This window comes from Pedobacter arcticus A12, assembly GCF_000302595.1.
Classification (GTDB): domain Bacteria; phylum Bacteroidota; class Bacteroidia; order Sphingobacteriales; family Sphingobacteriaceae; genus Pseudopedobacter; species Pseudopedobacter arcticus.
In genome coordinates, this window is record NZ_JH947126.1 from 158817 (window position 1) to 174882 (window position 16066).

At 36.3% G+C, this 16066-nt stretch carries 17 protein-coding genes; 6 read left to right on the forward strand and 11 right to left on the reverse strand.

All coding sequences use genetic code 11. The features are described 5' to 3' along the window. Positions 1-17: 17 nt before the first annotated feature. From B176_RS0107535 to B176_RS0107560, 6 genes are all read right to left on the reverse strand, one after another. Positions 18-1073 (reverse strand): nucleoid-associated protein, encoded by a 1056-nt coding sequence (locus tag B176_RS0107535; protein ID WP_017258186.1) that lies wholly within the window; start codon positions 1071-1073, stop codon positions 18-20. Between the two features lie 3 nt (positions 1074-1076). Then, positions 1077-1979: a histone deacetylase family protein gene (locus tag B176_RS0107540; protein ID WP_026063217.1), complete on the reverse strand. Its 903-nt coding sequence runs from the start codon at positions 1977-1979 to the stop codon at positions 1077-1079. Next, positions 1972-2781, reverse strand: coding sequence for a hypothetical protein (locus tag B176_RS0107545; protein WP_017258188.1), 810 nt, complete (start codon positions 2779-2781; stop codon positions 1972-1974). The genes B176_RS0107540 and B176_RS0107545 overlap by 8 nt, the downstream gene beginning before the upstream one ends. 37 nt (positions 2782-2818) lie before the next feature. Further along, entirely contained in the window at positions 2819-3319 is a 501-nt protein-coding gene (locus B176_RS0107550; protein ID WP_017258189.1) for a pyridoxamine 5'-phosphate oxidase family protein, read from the reverse strand. 89 nt (positions 3320-3408) lie between these two features. Next, positions 3409-5217, reverse strand: coding sequence for a MutS-related protein (locus B176_RS0107555; RefSeq protein ID WP_017258190.1), 1809 nt, complete (start codon positions 5215-5217; stop codon positions 3409-3411). A gap of 73 nt (positions 5218-5290) precedes the next feature. Beyond that, complete coding sequence (locus B176_RS0107560; RefSeq protein WP_017258191.1) at positions 5291-5884, reverse strand: OmpA family protein; 594 nt, start codon at positions 5882-5884, stop codon at positions 5291-5293. Between the two features lie 342 nt (positions 5885-6226). Here B176_RS0107560 and B176_RS0107565 point away from each other — a divergent pair, with 342 nt between their 5' ends. From B176_RS0107565 to mqnC, 3 genes are all read left to right on the forward strand, one after another. Next, positions 6227-6604: a response regulator gene (locus B176_RS0107565; RefSeq protein WP_026063218.1), complete on the forward strand. Its 378-nt coding sequence runs from the start codon at positions 6227-6229 to the stop codon at positions 6602-6604. 140 nt (positions 6605-6744) lie between these two features. Beyond that, positions 6745-7218, forward strand: a complete 474-nt coding sequence (rlmH, locus tag B176_RS0107570) for a 23S rRNA (pseudouridine(1915)-N(3))-methyltransferase RlmH (RefSeq protein WP_017258193.1) — start codon at positions 6745-6747, stop codon at positions 7216-7218. Positions 7219-7471: 253 nt separating this feature from the next. Next, the gene (mqnC, locus tag B176_RS0107575; protein ID WP_017258194.1) at positions 7472-8596 is read left to right on the forward strand and encodes a cyclic dehypoxanthinyl futalosine synthase; all 1125 of its coding nucleotides are present in this window, start codon (positions 7472-7474) and stop codon (positions 8594-8596) included. 332 nt (positions 8597-8928) lie between these two features. Here mqnC and B176_RS0107580 read toward each other — a convergent pair whose 3' ends face one another. The 4 genes from B176_RS0107580 to B176_RS0107595 form a co-directional block, all read right to left on the reverse strand. Beyond that, complete coding sequence (locus tag B176_RS0107580; protein WP_017258195.1) at positions 8929-9123, reverse strand: cold-shock protein; 195 nt, start codon at positions 9121-9123, stop codon at positions 8929-8931. A gap of 70 nt (positions 9124-9193) precedes the next feature. After that, positions 9194-9829 (reverse strand): peroxiredoxin, encoded by a 636-nt coding sequence (locus tag B176_RS0107585; RefSeq protein ID WP_026063219.1) that lies wholly within the window; start codon positions 9827-9829, stop codon positions 9194-9196. A 320-nt stretch (positions 9830-10149) separates the two neighbouring features. Next, the gene (locus B176_RS0107590; protein WP_017258197.1) at positions 10150-10644 is read right to left on the reverse strand and encodes an FKBP-type peptidyl-prolyl cis-trans isomerase; all 495 of its coding nucleotides are present in this window, start codon (positions 10642-10644) and stop codon (positions 10150-10152) included. Between the two features lie 21 nt (positions 10645-10665). Continuing rightward, positions 10666-12681, reverse strand: coding sequence for a thioredoxin domain-containing protein (locus B176_RS0107595; protein ID WP_017258198.1), 2016 nt, complete (start codon positions 12679-12681; stop codon positions 10666-10668). 79 nt (positions 12682-12760) lie between these two features. Here B176_RS0107595 and B176_RS0107600 point away from each other — a divergent pair, with 79 nt between their 5' ends. Then, positions 12761-13858 carry a mandelate racemase/muconate lactonizing enzyme family protein gene (locus B176_RS0107600; RefSeq protein WP_017258199.1) on the forward strand — a complete coding sequence of 366 codons (1098 nt, stop codon included), beginning with the start codon at positions 12761-12763 and terminating at the stop codon, positions 13856-13858. Between the two features lies 1 nt (position 13859). Here B176_RS0107600 and B176_RS19195 read toward each other — a convergent pair whose 3' ends face one another. Next, positions 13860-14123: a hypothetical protein gene (locus B176_RS19195; RefSeq protein ID WP_026063220.1), complete on the reverse strand. Its 264-nt coding sequence runs from the start codon at positions 14121-14123 to the stop codon at positions 13860-13862. Between the two features lie 137 nt (positions 14124-14260). Here B176_RS19195 and B176_RS0107610 point away from each other — a divergent pair, with 137 nt between their 5' ends. Both B176_RS0107610 and B176_RS21475 read left to right on the forward strand, forming a co-directional pair. Next, entirely contained in the window at positions 14261-14704 is a 444-nt protein-coding gene (locus B176_RS0107610; protein WP_017258201.1) for an HYC_CC_PP family protein, read from the forward strand. 77 nt (positions 14705-14781) lie between these two features. Next, positions 14782-16065: an efflux RND transporter permease subunit gene (locus B176_RS21475; protein ID WP_017258202.1), complete on the forward strand. Its 1284-nt coding sequence runs from the start codon at positions 14782-14784 to the stop codon at positions 16063-16065. The last annotated feature ends 1 nt before the right edge of the window (position 16066 follow it).

Sequence of the window (16066 nt, forward strand, 5' to 3'; positions counted from 1 at the left end):
ATAAATTACGCTTTCATTTAAGCTTCCTTATCGTAAAACAGTGTAATGTAGTTTTTACCTTTTATATCGTCAAAACCTTGCTCTAGCATACTTCTATCACCATGAATGTAAACATGGAAGTTTTTATCTAGTTTTAAAACGGTTTTATAGTTAGCGTTCTGTTTTTTAACAGCTTGTGATGAGATATCAAAACCACCACTTAAAGGTGTATCGAACTCTTGTTCGTAACTGCTCATCATGTTTTTAAAGGATTTAGAAGCCACTTCATTCCCTATAACTTCATCAGAAAATTCCTCTAGATCAAACTTCTCCTTTTCTTTAAAATACTTCATTGATTTGTTGAGCAAATCAATTTTATCGGGTTTAGAGATTTCAAAGTCTTCACTTATCTTTTCGGTTACAAAGTTTTTATAAAGCCCTAAAACATTGTGTGTTTGGTTAAAACTGTCGTTACGGATTTTAAGTTTTAAAAAGTCATCCTTCCAATAAACCGCTTCACCACTTTTATTGGTTTGATCAATCACAAGCACTTTATAACCTTCTTCTGCTTCGGTATTAATGATTAAGCAACCTTTGTCAAGTTTCTGTATATTAATAGCTTCCTGCTCATAACTTAAAGAAAAACCTCCAGCATCTGGGTACACTTTTAGGTACGTTTCTTTGGTTTCTGATTTAAAGATACCGATAGCTTTATGCAGTTCGCCTTCAATTTGTACCGACTCGAAATTGACGATATAGACCTCTCCTGCCTTGATTTTTGGATGCGTAGAAACATCGTATAGATGGCGGGTAATCTGCTGACTGATGTCGTGGAAATTGCTTCCACTTTCGAAAGCTTTTTTTGCGAAGTGGTAAATTTCGTTCAGCGCCAGATCATCTGTGGCATGTGTAAATCGATAAACCTCGTTTACTTTTTCGAATGGCTTCAGAAAATAGGTCATCAACAGGTTTTTAAGCATTTCATCTTCAATACCCAAAGGCTGTTCAGATAAAACCATGTATTCGTCTTGCGCTTTATTGCCTACTTTATGTACCGATATCTGATTTAACGATGCTTCAAATGATGTAATCATGTTTTAAAAATAAATTTGGTGTGCCGTTTTAAAAGTGTTGCAATGTGCATTAACAATAAGTTTTATATCGGCAGAATAACCACCTCCCATACTCACCTGTACAGGTATTTTACGTTGATAACATGCTTCAAAAACCATTTGATCTCTTTGCTGACATCCTTTTAAACTGAGTGCAAGTTTACCTAATTTATCTGTTTCCAGCACATCAACTCCAGAAAGAAAAAACACAAAATCGGGTTTAACCTGATCAAATAATTGCGGAAGTTGTTGAGCCAGAAGCGCTAAGTACGTTTCATCCCCAACCCCATCTGGCAAAGGAATATCCAAATCAGATTTCTCTTTTCTGAAAGGAAAGTTATTAGCTCCGTGGACGGAAAAAGTAAAAACGTTTGGGTTGTTTTCGAAAATTTGAGCCGTTCCATTTCCTTGATGAACATCTAAATCAATAATTAAAATAGAAGAAGCTAATTTATTAGCTAGCAAATAATTACAAGCTATTGCTTGGTCGTTCAACAAACAAAAACCTTCGCCCCAGTTACTGCCAGCGTGGTGTGTTCCGCCTGCTACGTTAAAAGCAACGCCGTTTGCAATGGCATGGTCACAACCGTCAATTGTGCCTTTGACAATCCGCAGTTCTCTTTCTATCAATTTAGCACTTAGCGGAAAACCTGTGCGCTTTTCTTCTTGGTAACTAAGGTTTATGTTTTTTAGTTTCTGCCAGTAATCTGCATCGTGGGTTAGTAAAACCCATTCTTCGGCACAGATCGCCGGTGAAAACAAGTTTTCGTCAATGATTATTCCCTCGTGTTTTAGCTGTAACGGAATTAATTCGTACTTCAACATCGGGAAACGATGACCAACTGGTAAAGGATGAGCGTAAATGGGATCGAACGCGATTTTAAGCATTCAACTGATGTTTCTTATAGGTTGCTATTTTGTACCATTGAAATACAGTTAATACAGCCACTATTCCAAAACCAATCCAGGCAGTTAAAATTACATTAGCGAAAACTGTTTCGTCAACGGCTGTTCTTTTTAAAACAATGCCGTAAAGTGCCCAAACTACCACCAAGCCAAAAAATGGGTTTTTCTTTACAGTGATTATAAAAATCGATAGTAACACAGTTATCACGATCATCAGCATTGCCCAAGTACTAGGATCGATTCCGAAGCCGTCCCAATTTTTTGAAACTAGGTAAACAGAAATATTAGCGATGTTGGCCACGCATAACCAAGCGAAGTAAATGGTTAAAGGAAACTGCGTCAACAGCTTATTAGTGAATGTTTTATCGTTATCAAAAAGATTAAGATTAATAAAGATTTTGATCAAAGTAATCAGCTGAATGATAATGAGCAACATGGACGTAAAAAGGTATTCGTACGTGAAAGCGAAAACCCAGAAAGTGGTTGCTATGTTATTGATGATAAAGAGATTTCCTATTTTTAGGATATCCTGATTTGCGTCAGCATGGATGTCATCCTTGTATGCCCTAACGAGATGGTAAATCGCAAAGCCAAATAAAGAAAGATATATCACGCCCCAAATAGCAAATGTTAAACCTGCCGGTGTAAAAACGGTGTCATACTTGTCAGAAATATCCTTATTTGTACCTCCACCAAATATTCCAAGCTGACTTAAATTAGAAACTGCAAATGCAATTACATAAATCAAAAGATTTAGCGTCGCCAAGATTTTTACTTTTTTCATGTTGTTTTTATGTTTCAAATGTTGAGTTTTCTTTTTTTTACGATTTCTTGAAATCTATCTCTTCATGATTACCTTCGCTATAGGTTTCGCCTTTAACAATAGCCTTTATGAGGTTAAAAAGCACAACCATATCACTTGCAGAACTATCCCAATACTCTGCTTTTAATACCTCAACCCTAATTAGTGTGAGGCGAGGATCGGTTTTGCCTTTCGGGAACCATGCTTTCATTGCGGGTATCCAAAGTTGCTCAATTTTATCCTGATCATGAGCCAAGTATAGCCTTCCGCTTAAAGCGATGTACGTATTGTTTTCTGGGTTGGTGTAGGTTACAGATACGTTATTATTGATCGCGACATCATGCTCATCGGGTGTATGTTCGTCAGAAAAGAAGTATAGATTTGCATCGTCATCAAGCTCCATCGTGTTCATCGGGCGACTATAAAATTCTCCATTCGCCTTTAAAGAGTTGAGCATTGCAACGTTTACTTCATTAATCAACGTTCTTAGCTTGTCTATTTTTTTTGATTTATTGTTCATTTCTATGATTATAGCAATCTCTAATTAACAAAAAAACTGCCAGATTGATGAGGTTATTTATCTTGATAAAAACAGAGAAACTGGTCGCTTTAAACCGATTCGTTAATGTTTAAACCTATTGCACTTAACAGAATAGAGGCGTTAAAAGTTTTACATTCGCCGTTTTTAATCTTGTAGTCAAAATACATTTCCTCATCCTTAATTTGGATGTCAAAATGGAAGTTTCTCAGCTGTTTTGGAAAGTCCGATTCCAATTCCGCAATCTGTAAATCATGAGTGGCTATAAATCCGGGTGTTCCTTGTTTAATTAGTGCTTTTATAAAAACTTTAGAGCCTAAGTATTTATCTCTGCTGTTTGTGCCTCTCAGCATTTCATCGACCAAAACGAATGCATATCTGTCTGCTTTTGTATGGTCCAAAATCATTTTTAAACGATCAATCTCTGCCTTAAAGGTTGAAGTTTGACTTGCTAGTGAATCTTTGATTCGCATGTAACTGATCAAATTAAAGATAGAGGATTCAAAATGTTGAGCGCAAACATTTGCACCTGCGAAAGCAAGCACCATATTGGTACCCACGCTACGTAAAAACGTAGATTTTCCTGCCATATTTGAACCTGTAATTACATCTATTGTAATGTTTTGTGCTAAATGAAAGTTATTAGAAACGCTGTGTTCTGGCTTTATTAAAGGATGCATAAGCTCTTCTGCAGAAAAACAGTAGCTTTCTTTAATGTTAGGAACCGTCCAAGCTGGATGATTCATATTTAAAGTTGCGAAAGTTATTAACGCTTCAAAATCGCCAATAAGCGCAATACCTTTAATAACGTTTGTTTTATTGGTCTGCTCCCACTTTGCTAATCGCTGTAAACAGCGCAAATCCCACTGAAAAAATAGGTTTAAAAATATCCCCACAATTGGATTAAGTCTGGCGTTTAATGAGTTCAAGATCTTAGCCAGCTCAGCAATTTGTAAATGAAGAGGCTGTTTGGTTAAAATCGACTGCTGTTTTTCCTTTAATAACTCGCTCGTCCAAGTTACTTCTTCAATCCACTTGATGTTGGGAGCATAACCCTTTAATACATCAACACTACTTCCAATATTTTCATGCAGGTGATCTATTTTTGCTTTGTACATAAAATAAAACACTCCACTAAACAGTAAACCAAACCCTAAAAGACTCCAAAATATACCTCCTATAAATATCGCTAGAAACAATAAAACAACATTTAAAACGGTGAGTGCCGTTACTCCGATGGTGATTGGTTTTGAAGAAATAAAATCAATATTTTTTGGTAGATAATCTAGAAAGAAAGCTTCAATTCTTATGGCTTGGTTGGTATCTAATTTGAATAATCTAGCTCTAAAATTTAATAGCTCCGAAAAATAATTAGTTAGCTCTTTTATAGCGTTTTGCCTACCTTCAATTATATTTTTAGTTGATGCCTTTTTTAACCATGAAGCCAAGGTTGTTTTACCACTTTTAGTTACACTTCTGTTAATGTATGCAAACAGTGAAAAATCGCCAAATATATCCAAATCATCGGTATAAGCGTGTTGCGGATTCTGATATTCACTTCCGTTTGGATAAATATTCACTCCACCTAATCTAAGTTGAATTTCATTTTCTGTGAGCTCAAGCTTTGTGCGGGTAAAATCATAAATATTCTGAAAATTGACCTGCTTTTTTATCAAGATTAAAAATGCGACAATCATCAAAAAACCAATGATAGCCAATGCTATTAATCCATCGTTAAAAAACAAATAAGCTAGTAATACAGCAAGCGCAAATACACCCAAACGTAAGTACGAATAAAGATTTATTTTACGCTTTAAGCCATCTATTTCAAGTTGTAATTGTTGTTTTAAAGATTGCTGATCTATTGGTTGATGAATCATGATAAAAATGGGATAAAAAAAACCGCTGGAGATTGATCCAACGGTTATAAAAGTATAAAATAAAATGTTTGTTTTATTTTTCGGGAGTTATTTCAACTCTACGGTTTAAAACTCTTCCACTTTCGGTAGCATTATCAGCAACAGGCTGTGCCTCTCCATATCCTTTGGTAATTAAACGGCTAGATGCAACTCCGTTGTTTACTAAGTACGCTTTAACCGCATTAGCTCTATCAACAGAAAGTGCCATGTTCCTTTGTTCTGTACCTTCGGCAGACGAGTGTCCGTTCACTAAAAATTTAGTTTTTCCGGAGGTTTTAATTTGTTGAGCTATTGTTTCTAAAACTGCGTATGAAGATGTTTTTAGTACTGATGAATTAAATTCAAATTGAATGTTCTTATAATCGTAAACCTTCATTTCTTCTTTGGGGCAACCGTTGTTTGATGCGTCGCCTTTAACCTCGGGACATTCATCTATTGAATCTGGCACTCCGTCTCCATCAGTATCAACCTCTTTAACAGGCTCTGCTGGTTTTGCAGGTGGCGCAACTTCAACAATTTCTTCTTGAGGTTTAACTACTGGCTTTTTAGACTTACAAGAAGAGTAAAATAGGGCAACAAGCGACAAACTTAATGCAAGAACAATGGTTTTAAAATTTACTTTGATCATGATTTTATTTATTGATATAATTCAAATAAGTGCAATTATAACACCAAAATATGGAAATAGTAAATCTAATGCTTAATAATTTCCAACAGTATAATAATCTGTAAATTCAAACCGTTTTAGTCGGCAAGAACAATAACAAATTAAATCTTTTTAAAAAGATTGGGCTGATTATTTTTTTCATTAAAAGCGAGTTCTGGATACTTATAAGAGCCAATTTGGTCGAAAAACACAGAAAAATGGATTCAAGTGAAAATATTTAGAAATCTGTTTTAAACCTTTGAAATAATTAGTTACTTTTATTGATTAAGAATTGTAAAATATTTAGATTTTGGCTAATCCATTATGCAGAAGATTTTAATTATAGACGACGAGATTGGAATATGCTTAATCATGTCTAAATTTCTAACAAAAAACGGATATCAAACTGTTATTGCGGAAAGTGGTGCCACAGCTTTTGAGTATTTAGAAAACGAAAGCTTTGATTTGGTATTGAGTGATTTCAGGTTAGAGGACACCAACGGAAGAGAAATTTTAAGACGTATAAAGTCTGATTATCCAGAGCTGATTGTGATTATTGTGAGTGGTTTTGGTGATACTAATTTGGCTGCAGAGTTAATACGTATGGGGGCTTATGATTTTATAAACAAGCCAATTTACCCTAATGTGATTTTAGAAGCTGTAAAAAGCGCTTTAGAATCTAGAGACACCACTGTTAGTTAAACTCCGACTTTCTTAGATCTTTACAAAAAAGCGAGATATATTCTTGTCATTTTTTGTTTGATAACCTATTTATATCCCAACCGAAACCAAGCCTGCGGAAAACTAAATATTTTTAAGCTTCGTTCATAATCAGCAACGCAATGAAAATTACTTTAATAGCTATAGGAAAAACAGATGATGCCTACATTATTGAAGGAATTGGCAAGTACCTCAACCGTTTAAAGCATTATATTAAATTTGAGATCAAAATTATTCCCGATTTAAAAAAAACCAAAAATTTAAGTCAAGACGAGCAAAAAGCTAAAGAAGCAGAGCTGTTTTTTAAACATATTAATTCCACTGATGAAGTAATTGTTTTAGACGAACGTGGCGTGGAACTGAGCTCAATGCATTTTGCAGATTTGCTGAACAAAAAAATGATTGGAAGCGTACCGAATTTGGTGTTTTTAATTGGCGGACCTTATGGTTTTGATAATTCTATTTACCAAAGAGCACATTATAAATTGTCGTTATCCCGTATGACGTTTTCTCATCAGATGATTAGGCTGTTTTTTGCAGAACAAGTTTACCGAGCATTTACCATATTAAAAGGCGAACCTTATCACCACGAATAAAAATGGATTTATTTGGCAATAAAAGACATTACTCCTTTAAAGGTGGAAACAAGAACAACGAAAACCGATTGTTTTGGATATTGGCTATTGTGGTGAGTTTGGTGTTTCTGGTTATCGCACAATACGTTTAAATTTGGCATTTACGCTCCTCCTACCTTAACAACTCAAGCGTTTTAAAATCAAAACTAAGTCAGCATTTTAAAATGTACCCAAGCAAAACAAACAAAATTAAAAATTAGCTGTATTTTTGGCTATGAATATTCCTGAGCTATTAAATAGGGCACTCAACTTTGAGTTTTTAACTTTAGAGGAAGGCCTTTACCTCTATCATAACGCTTCTACTCCGGAGTTAATGTACGTTGCCAATGAGCTAAGAAAAATTCAGGTTCCACATGGAAAAGTAACTTGGCAAATTGATAGGAATGTAAATACTACGAACGTTTGCATTGCAAACTGCAAATTCTGTAATTTTTACAGAAGACCAGGGCATGACGAAAGCTACATCACAGATATTGAAAGTTATAAAATAAAGATAGAAGAAACCATAAAATTTGGAGGTGACCAATTGCTTTTGCAGGGTGGACACCACCCAGATTTAGGACTTAAGTTTTACGCAGATTTATTTAAGGAACTTAAATCATTATACCCAACTATTAAACTTCACGCATTAGGGCCGCCAGAGATTGCTCACGTTGCAAAACTGGAAAATAGGAGTCACTATGAGGTGCTTAAAGCATTGCAAGAAGCTGGTTTAGATTCACTTCCTGGGGCTGGTGCAGAAATTTTGAACGACCGTGTGCGCAGGTTGATCTCTAAAGGGAAATGTGGCGGGCAGGAGTGGTTAGATGTAATGAGAGCTGCACATCAGCTTAATATACCAACTTCTGCAACCATGATGTTCGGACATATCGAAACTATAGAAGAACGTTTTGAGCATTTGATTTGGATTCGTGAAGTTCAAAGCGAAAAACCGGAAGGAAATTACGGCTTTATTGCATTTATTCCTTGGCCTTTTCAGGACGACGGAACCTTGCTTAAAAAAGTACGTGGAATTACCAATAACGTAAGTGGCGACGAATACATTAGAATGATTGCTCTTAGCCGTATTATGTTACCAAACATTAAAAACATACAAGCTTCTTGGCTAACGGTTGGCAAGCAGGTTGCTCAAATCTGTTTACACGCTGGCGCAAACGATTTTGGATCTATCATGATTGAAGAAAATGTTGTAAGTGCTGCAGGCGCTCCCCATCGTTTCACATCTAACGGTATACAAGATTCTATAAAAGACGCTGGCTTTGAGCCTCAGTTACGTACGCAACGTTATGAATGGCGAACAGACGTAAAAGAGTTGGCGCAACAGGAGATTGATTATTAAGGATTGGATTTTAGGATGCTTAGTATTTAAGTAAACCAAGTTGGCTGATAGGTAAAATAAAGACTGGGTATTATAGAATGTTGCATATCGGAATTAAACAGAAACATTCCTGTTTACGGTTATATTTTAGTTAATTGATGCATGCAGAATTGCAACGTCCGGTTCTTTTTAAATTTTTAGTTATAAAGAGAGGTTTCGGGAGTATTCCTCAATCAATCAACGCTATCTAAATCTTTCTGTAAAATCACATCCATAATCAGGTATAATTAAAGTCCACAAAAAAACCGGCTCAATTTCTTGAACCGGTTTTTGATCCCCTTTTGATAATTTGATTATATCTTCTTTACATTCACTGCTTGCGGGCCTTTTTGACCGTCAGCAACTTCAAATTCTACCTCGTCATTGTCTTTGATAGCATTTACACCACCTTCAACATCTTTAAAATGTACAAAGATGTCTTTACCCTCGTAAATAATAAAACCAAAACCTTTTTGGGCATTAAACCATTTAACGGTACCGTTTTTCATAAAATATTGATATTTAGAATTATAATATAACCCAAATATAAAATATTTTTTAAATTAACTACAGTGCAAATTATTTATTTGGCTGCGGAGTCATTCTTAAATATGGCTTTATCTCCGTAAATCCTTTCGGAAATTTTGCCGCGATGTCTTCCGTTTTAATAGCTGGAGACACTACTACGTCTTCTCCGTCTTTCCAATCTGCAGGAGTAGCTACACTATGGTAAGCAGTTAACTGCAATGAATCAATAACACGAATAATCTCATCAAAGTTTCTTCCGGTAGATGCAGGGTAAGAAATAATCAATTTAACGGTTTTGTCTGGCGCAATTATAAATAAGGACCTCACAGTAAACGTAGCTGATGCATTTGGGTGCATCATACCATAAGCTTCTGCAACTTCTTTACTCTCATCAGCAATGATTGGAAAATTAACCACACAATTTTGTGTTTCGTTAATATCCTTAATCCAACCTTGGTGAGATTCAACCGAATCAACACTCAATGCCATTACTTTAACATTTCTTTTGTCAAACTCTGGCTTTAATTGCGCAGTTCTACCTAACTCAGTTGTACAAACAGGAGTATAATCTGCAGGATGCGAAAATAATACGCCCCAGCTGTCTCCTAAATATTCATAAAAATCCACTTCACCAGATGAGGTTTTCACTTTAAAATTTGGTGCAACGTCTCCTAATCTTAACATAATTATTTATTTTAAATTTTACTCTACTAAATTAGTAGAGATTTATTTATTTACCAAAACATTGTTGATAAATAACAAATTATGACATAAAAAAGGAATTGTTTGTTAACCTTAGGGTTCTTTTTTTGATTTACGTGAGGATTAACTTAACGTTTCGTCATGTTGAACGATAGTGAAACATCACACAAACAGGTGTTACGTATTATACGCAAACCTCGCCAGTGAGATGTCTCGTATCCTCGACATGGCGGGGTGGTAGAAAACATTCGAAACAAAAAAGCACCTTCCGTTTGGGAAGATGCTCTTCGTAAGATCAAATAATATTAGTGCTGGTGACCACCTTCACCATGTACGTGACCGTGATCCAACTCTTCTTGAGTTGCTGGTCTAACATCTTGAATAGTTCCGTTAAAATGTAATATGTGGCCGGCCATTGGGTGATTCAAATCAACCAAAACAGCATCTTCTGCAATAGAGACTACCCTACCTTGGAATTGTCCACCGTTATTATCCTGTAAAGGTAAAATAGCGCCAACTTCTGGTAAAGGTTGATCCCCAAACATATCTTTTGGAAGTGGAGCAACAGCTTTTTCATCATATTCACCGTAACCATCTGCAGCACTTAATGTAAATGCATAATTATCGCCAGTTGATAAACCTGTTAAATGCTCTTCAAACTTTGGCAACATCATCCCTACTCCGTAAAGAAATACCAATGGATTTTCTGTTGTTGCACTTTCTACGTGTTTTTTTTCTTCGTTTTCTGTTACGTGTAAATCATAGGTTAATGATACTACGTGGTTATTATCAATCTTCATGTGTTGGTAATTGCGAAACCCTTATGGCTTCTGTTCAAAAATTTGTTTAATTGCTTCACTCACATCGCTCACCGGCAGCCTACAGCTTTTATCTTTACAAACAAAAATTCTGGTTTCGCCAACAAACTTGTCTTGCAACAAAGGTAAATTTCCTTGCTTACCTCCCAAAATAATCTTGTTAGGAATGTAAAGTTTTTCTAATTCTTTACGTTTTTCAGCAAAATCATCGCCCGTAATTGCAATTTCGAAGCTTCCTGTCACTTCTTGCAGCAACAACGATGCCCAATTGGAATAGCCAGAAGCGTAGCTTTTGATATTTGGAGCTACAGTTTTCAGCATGTGCTTATATATATTGTGATAGCGTTGGTTATCAAAAAGCAAAGAAAGTTTCTTTAAGTTATGAGCCATTACGGAGTTTGAAGCTGGAATTACGTTATCCAATACTTCATACTTTCTGGCAATCAAAGCTTCATCCTCATCAGAAGTATAAAAAAACATTCCCGATTCGTCATCTCTGAAATGATCCAACACAAAATCTGTTAGTTCTCTGGCTTGTTGCAATTTTGCTTCGTCAAAAGTTATTTCGTAAATATTGATCAGCGCCTGGATAAATAAAGCGTAGTCATCTAAAAAGCCGTTAATAGTCGCTTTACCATTTTTATAATTGCGATATAAACCACCCTTAGGCTTTACTATTTTTTCTTCTAAAAACTTGATGTTTTCCAAAGCCAATTCCAAAAACTGTTCATCGGCAAAAGCCTGATAAGCATTGCACAAACCGCTTAGCATCAAGCTATTCCACGAAGTCAGAATTTTATCATCCAAACCAGGATGAATCCTTTTATTCCTAACAGTTAGTAGTTTTTCTTTTGCTTGCGCCAGTTTGTTAGCCAGTGTTGCTTCGCTGATGTTAAAAGCATTTGCAACATCTGCTTTCTCTTTCCTGACCCACAAATTGTTGATGTGCTCCTCTTCCCAATTGCCATCTTCACTTACTTCATAAAAGGTATTGAACAATAAAGCATCTTCCCCTAAAATTTCATCGATTTCTTTTTTATCCCAAGTATAAAATTTACCCTCTACGCCTTCACTGTCTGCGTCCAACGCCGAGTAGAACCCTCCTTCAGGCGAGGTCATCTCTGCTTTCAGCCAATCAAAGGTTTCATAAACCACTTCTTTATAGCGTTCTTCTCCGCACCATTTATAAGCATCCGCAAAAAGCGACATTAACTGTCCGTTATCATAAAGCATCTTTTCAAAATGCGGAATGTGCCATTTTCCATCCACGGAATACCGAGAAAAACCACCACGCAGATGATCGTAAATTCCACCTGCAGCCATTTTATCTAGCGTTAAGCGCACAATTACATGCGCTGCTTCATCTTTTAACAAATGAGCAGCTTCCATTAAAAAGCTCCAATTATTGGGCATTGGAAATTTAGGTGCTCGGTTATGTCCGCCTTCTGTAAAGTCAAATAACATTTTCCAAGGCTCCAAAATCTCCGATAAATCTTCTTTGGTAAAATCTCTTTCTGTGGTAACCAGCGTTAGTAATTCAGACTGTTTGATTCCTTCGGTCAGTTTTACGGCATATCCTTCGGCTTCATCGGGTTTGGTGTCATAAAAATGCGCTAAATTAGTTAACAGATTCATCCAATCTTTTTTAGGAAAATAAGTTCCACCGTAAATAGGACGTTGATCTGGTAAACAGAAACAGTTTAAGGGCCAGCCTCCGCTTCCAGTCATTAACTGCACTGCGGTCATGTAAATCTGGTCAATATCGGGACGTTCCTCTCTATCAATCTTTATACACACAAAAAAACGGTTCATTAGTTGGGCGACTTCCTCACTTTCAAAACTTTCATGCTCCATTACATGGCACCAATGGCAAGCCGAATAACCGATACTCACCAATATGAGCTTTTTTTCCGCTTTGGCTTTGTCCAACGCTTCTTTACCCCAAGGATGCCAATTAACGGGGTTATTTGCGTGTTGTAGCAGGTATGGAGAGGATGAGTTTTTGAGTTGATTTGCCATGTTTTTGTTTTTTGTAAAGATGGGTTTTCTAGAATTGCGAATTGTCACGATATTTTGAAAAAAATACTAAATTTAGTTTATGAAAATTAGCCATATCCACATTTATCGCTTTAGTATTCCTATGGAGCCATTCGCCATTGCAACAGGAACCATGGACTTTGCCCAAAACCTTTTCATTAGAGTTTACACAAACGAAGGTATAATTGGAGTCGGTGAATCATCTGCTTTCCCAATGATTGTGGGTGAAACGCAAGAGACCATGTTAAAAATGGCTCAGGATTTCGCAAAGCTTTGGATAGGCAAAGATCCATTGGCTATTGATAAACGATTAGCAGAATTGAATGCATTTACGGCTTTCAACTCGACTTGTAAAAGTGCTTTTGATATGGCTTTGTATGATATCGCTGCGAAACATGCAAAGCTTCCGCTGTATCAGTTTTTAGGAGGCGAGATAAGAAAAGCATTAACGGATATTACTGTAGGGATTGATGAACCCGAAATAATGGCAACAAAAGCCAAAGATTTTGTAAAGAATGGAGCCACTATTATTAAAATAAAGCTAGGTAAAAACTTAACAGATGATTTAAAACGAGTAGCTAAAATTAGAGAAGTTATTGGTGATAAAACGCGACTGCGGTTAGACGCAAACCAAGGCTGGACCTTTGAGGAAGCTTTATTAGGTTTAAACGAGCTCAATAAATATAAGATAGATTTTTGCGAGCAACCTATGCGTACATGGTTCGATGATGAATTACCGGAGCTGGTTAAACGTTCGCCCATTAAAATTATGGCTGACGAAAGTTGTTATAATCACCACGACGCCAGACGTTTGATTAACAATAATGCCTGCGATATGATAAATATTAAATTGGCAAAATCTGGTGGGATAAACGAGGCATTAAAAATCTACCACACAGCTACGATGAATAATATCCCCTGTATGATTGGCGGAATGCTGGAAAGTCGTTTAGCGGCAACAGCTTGTTTACATTTTGCTTTTGCCTGCAAAAAAATCAATCATTTTGATTTAGACACTAGCTTACTTGGACATTTGGTTGACCCGATAGTTGGTGGTTTGGGCTATCATAATTACGAAATGACTTTGCCGCAAACAACTGGAATTGGTGCAGATGTGAATGAAGATTATTTAAAAAATTGTGAAATGTTTGTTATATAAGTCAAACAATCGTAGAAACTATAAAACTTTCGGCTAGTCGCTTTATTTCTGGAATGTCAAGCTTTGTGTCTGCATTGGGATATTGTTCTATAAAAGCTTCTTTAATTTTTAAAACACCATTGGTTAATTTAATGATGATCGTATCCTCGGTATGGTAATAATGCTCAATATAGCCACCCATATCTTTTTGGAGCTTACGCACTTCGGACAGTAAACTTAATAGCCTAGTTTTCTCTGAATCGTTATGTTGATTTGGGGTTAACATAGTAAATTGACTAATTTTTAAACTGTTCCAATATAAACAAAAACATTTTTGAACCAATACAGTAGACATTAAACATCATAAAGTAACATTTTTATTGTTTTAGGCTTTTACATAAAAATATTTTAATTTTGTGAAGAATGAAAAAAATTAAGTCAGGTATAGTTTTGTTGCTTTCTATGATGGTATTTATCACCTCATCTGGGATGGCTGTGAACTTACACTATTGCGCTGGCGATTTACAAAACGTTTCATTTAACCAAAACAACCACAATTGTGGTATGGAATCTACTACTGCAAAAGAAAATTGCGACCTAGATTCAAAAACCACCTCTATTAAAGAAATAGACAACTGCTGCCAAAACACGCATATCGTTGCAAAAACGGATGCCAAAATTTCTGTCGCAAAAGAAAAAGACCAATCGCTATTTGCTAAAACCTTTACTTTTATCAACCATTATTTCATCAGTCTGTTTAATAATAACCAAGACTGTGAAAAAGAAAAAGACGAGGGTGCAGAAATATCTTTATTCCCTTTATTAAAGCAAGGTTTGTACATCTTGCTACAGCAATTCCGTAATTAGAATTTCCCTTTCTTCCCTTTAAATTCTAAAGCTTGACTATTTCAAGCTAATCCATTTTTTATTTATTTTTTTTATTGATGATTGAGAAACTGATTTCATTATCACTTCGAAATAGATTTCTGGTGCTTTTAGTAGCAGTTGTGATTTTTGGATTTGGCGTTTTTGCCGTACAAACCAATAAAATCGATGCTATTCCAGATTTATCCGAAAACCAAGTGATTGTTTTCACCGAGTGGGAAGGCAGAAGCCCCCAGATTATTGAAGACCAAATTACCTATCCGTTAGTTACCGGTTTGCAGGGCATACCGAAAGTGAAATACGTAAGGGCAAACTCTATGTTTGGGATGAGCTTTATCTACGTGATTTTTAAAGATAATGTTGACCCTTACTGGGCTCGCTCTCGCGTTTTGGAGAAACTGAGTACGGTCAACAATACGTTGCCAACAGGTGTCGCTCCTACTTTAGGTCCAGACGGAACAGGCGTTGGACATATCCTATGGTACACTTTAGATACCCAAGGGATGGATTTGGGTGAACAGCGGGCTTTACAAGATTGGTACGTAAAGTTTGCCTTGCAAAATGTGGATGGCGTAAGTGAAATTGCTTCTTTCGGTGGTTTCCAAAAGCAATATCAAATTAGCATTGACCCTAATAAACTGAGCTATTTCAAACTTGGAATCAACCAAGTGATGGATGCTGTAAACAACAATAACAACGAAGCTGGAGGGCGAAAATTCGAGCTCAGCGATATGGGTTATATCATTAAAACATCGGGTTACCTCAAATCTATCCAAGAAATCGAAAATCTGGCCATTCAAACCAACCAGTCCATCCCTATTAAAATAAAAGACATCGCCAATGTGCAAATGGTGGGCGATAGCCGTTTAGGGATTTTTGATTTAAACGGCGAAGGTGAAGCCGTGGGCGGAATTGTGGTGATGCGTTCTGGAGAAAATGCTGACGAGGTCATCACGCGGGTAAAAGCTAAAATGACAGAAGTTGCAAAGGGCTTGCCCGACGGCGTAAAATTCAACATCGTTTATGACAGAAGCGGATTGATTAAGGAAGCGATCAGCAGTGTACGGAATACACTCATTGAGGAAATGATTGTGGTTTCTTTGATAGTTTTTCTTTTTCTGTTACACTGGCGAAGTGCCATCAGCATCATTATCCAAATTCCAATTACCATTGCGGCGAGCTTTATCCTACTGAATGCTTTCGATATCAGTTCAAATATTATGTCTTTAACAGGGATTGCGCTAGCTATTGGGGTAATTGTGGATAATGGCATCATCATGTCGGAGAACGCTTATAAACAGTTGTCTGTTCGTCAGGCAGAATTAAACTCTAAATCGGAATAAC

Coding starts and splice junctions, on each gene's coding strand:
- B176_RS0107610 (WP_017258201.1), top strand. CDS start 14,261: ATGAAAAAAATTAAGTCAGGTATAGTTTTGTTGCTTTCTATGATGGTA.
- B176_RS0107580 (WP_017258195.1), bottom strand. CDS start 9,123: ATGAAAAACGGTACCGTTAAATGGTTTAATGCCCAAAAAGGTTTTGGT.
- B176_RS21475 (WP_017258202.1), top strand. CDS start 14,782: ATGATTGAGAAACTGATTTCATTATCACTTCGAAATAGATTTCTGGTG.
- B176_RS0107545 (WP_017258188.1), bottom strand. CDS start 2,781: ATGAAAAAAGTAAAAATCTTGGCGACGCTAAATCTTTTGATTTATGTA.
- B176_RS0107565 (WP_026063218.1), top strand. CDS start 6,227: ATGCAGAAGATTTTAATTATAGACGACGAGATTGGAATATGCTTAATC.
- B176_RS0107560 (WP_017258191.1), bottom strand. CDS start 5,884: ATGATCAAAGTAAATTTTAAAACCATTGTTCTTGCATTAAGTTTGTCG.
- B176_RS0107540 (WP_026063217.1), bottom strand. CDS start 1,979: ATGCTTAAAATCGCGTTCGATCCCATTTACGCTCATCCTTTACCAGTT.
- B176_RS0107535 (WP_017258186.1), bottom strand. CDS start 1,073: ATGATTACATCATTTGAAGCATCGTTAAATCAGATATCGGTACATAAA.
- mqnC (WP_017258194.1), top strand. CDS start 7,472: ATGAATATTCCTGAGCTATTAAATAGGGCACTCAACTTTGAGTTTTTA.
- B176_RS19195 (WP_026063220.1), bottom strand. CDS start 14,123: ATGTTAACCCCAAATCAACATAACGATTCAGAGAAAACTAGGCTATTA.
- B176_RS0107550 (WP_017258189.1), bottom strand. CDS start 3,319: ATGAACAATAAATCAAAAAAAATAGACAAGCTAAGAACGTTGATTAAT.
- B176_RS0107555 (WP_017258190.1), bottom strand. CDS start 5,217: ATGATTCATCAACCAATAGATCAGCAATCTTTAAAACAACAATTACAA.
- B176_RS0107600 (WP_017258199.1), top strand. CDS start 12,761: ATGAAAATTAGCCATATCCACATTTATCGCTTTAGTATTCCTATGGAG.
- B176_RS0107595 (WP_017258198.1), bottom strand. CDS start 12,681: ATGGCAAATCAACTCAAAAACTCATCCTCTCCATACCTGCTACAACAC.
- rlmH (WP_017258193.1), top strand. CDS start 6,745: ATGAAAATTACTTTAATAGCTATAGGAAAAACAGATGATGCCTACATT.
- B176_RS0107590 (WP_017258197.1), bottom strand. CDS start 10,644: ATGAAGATTGATAATAACCACGTAGTATCATTAACCTATGATTTACAC.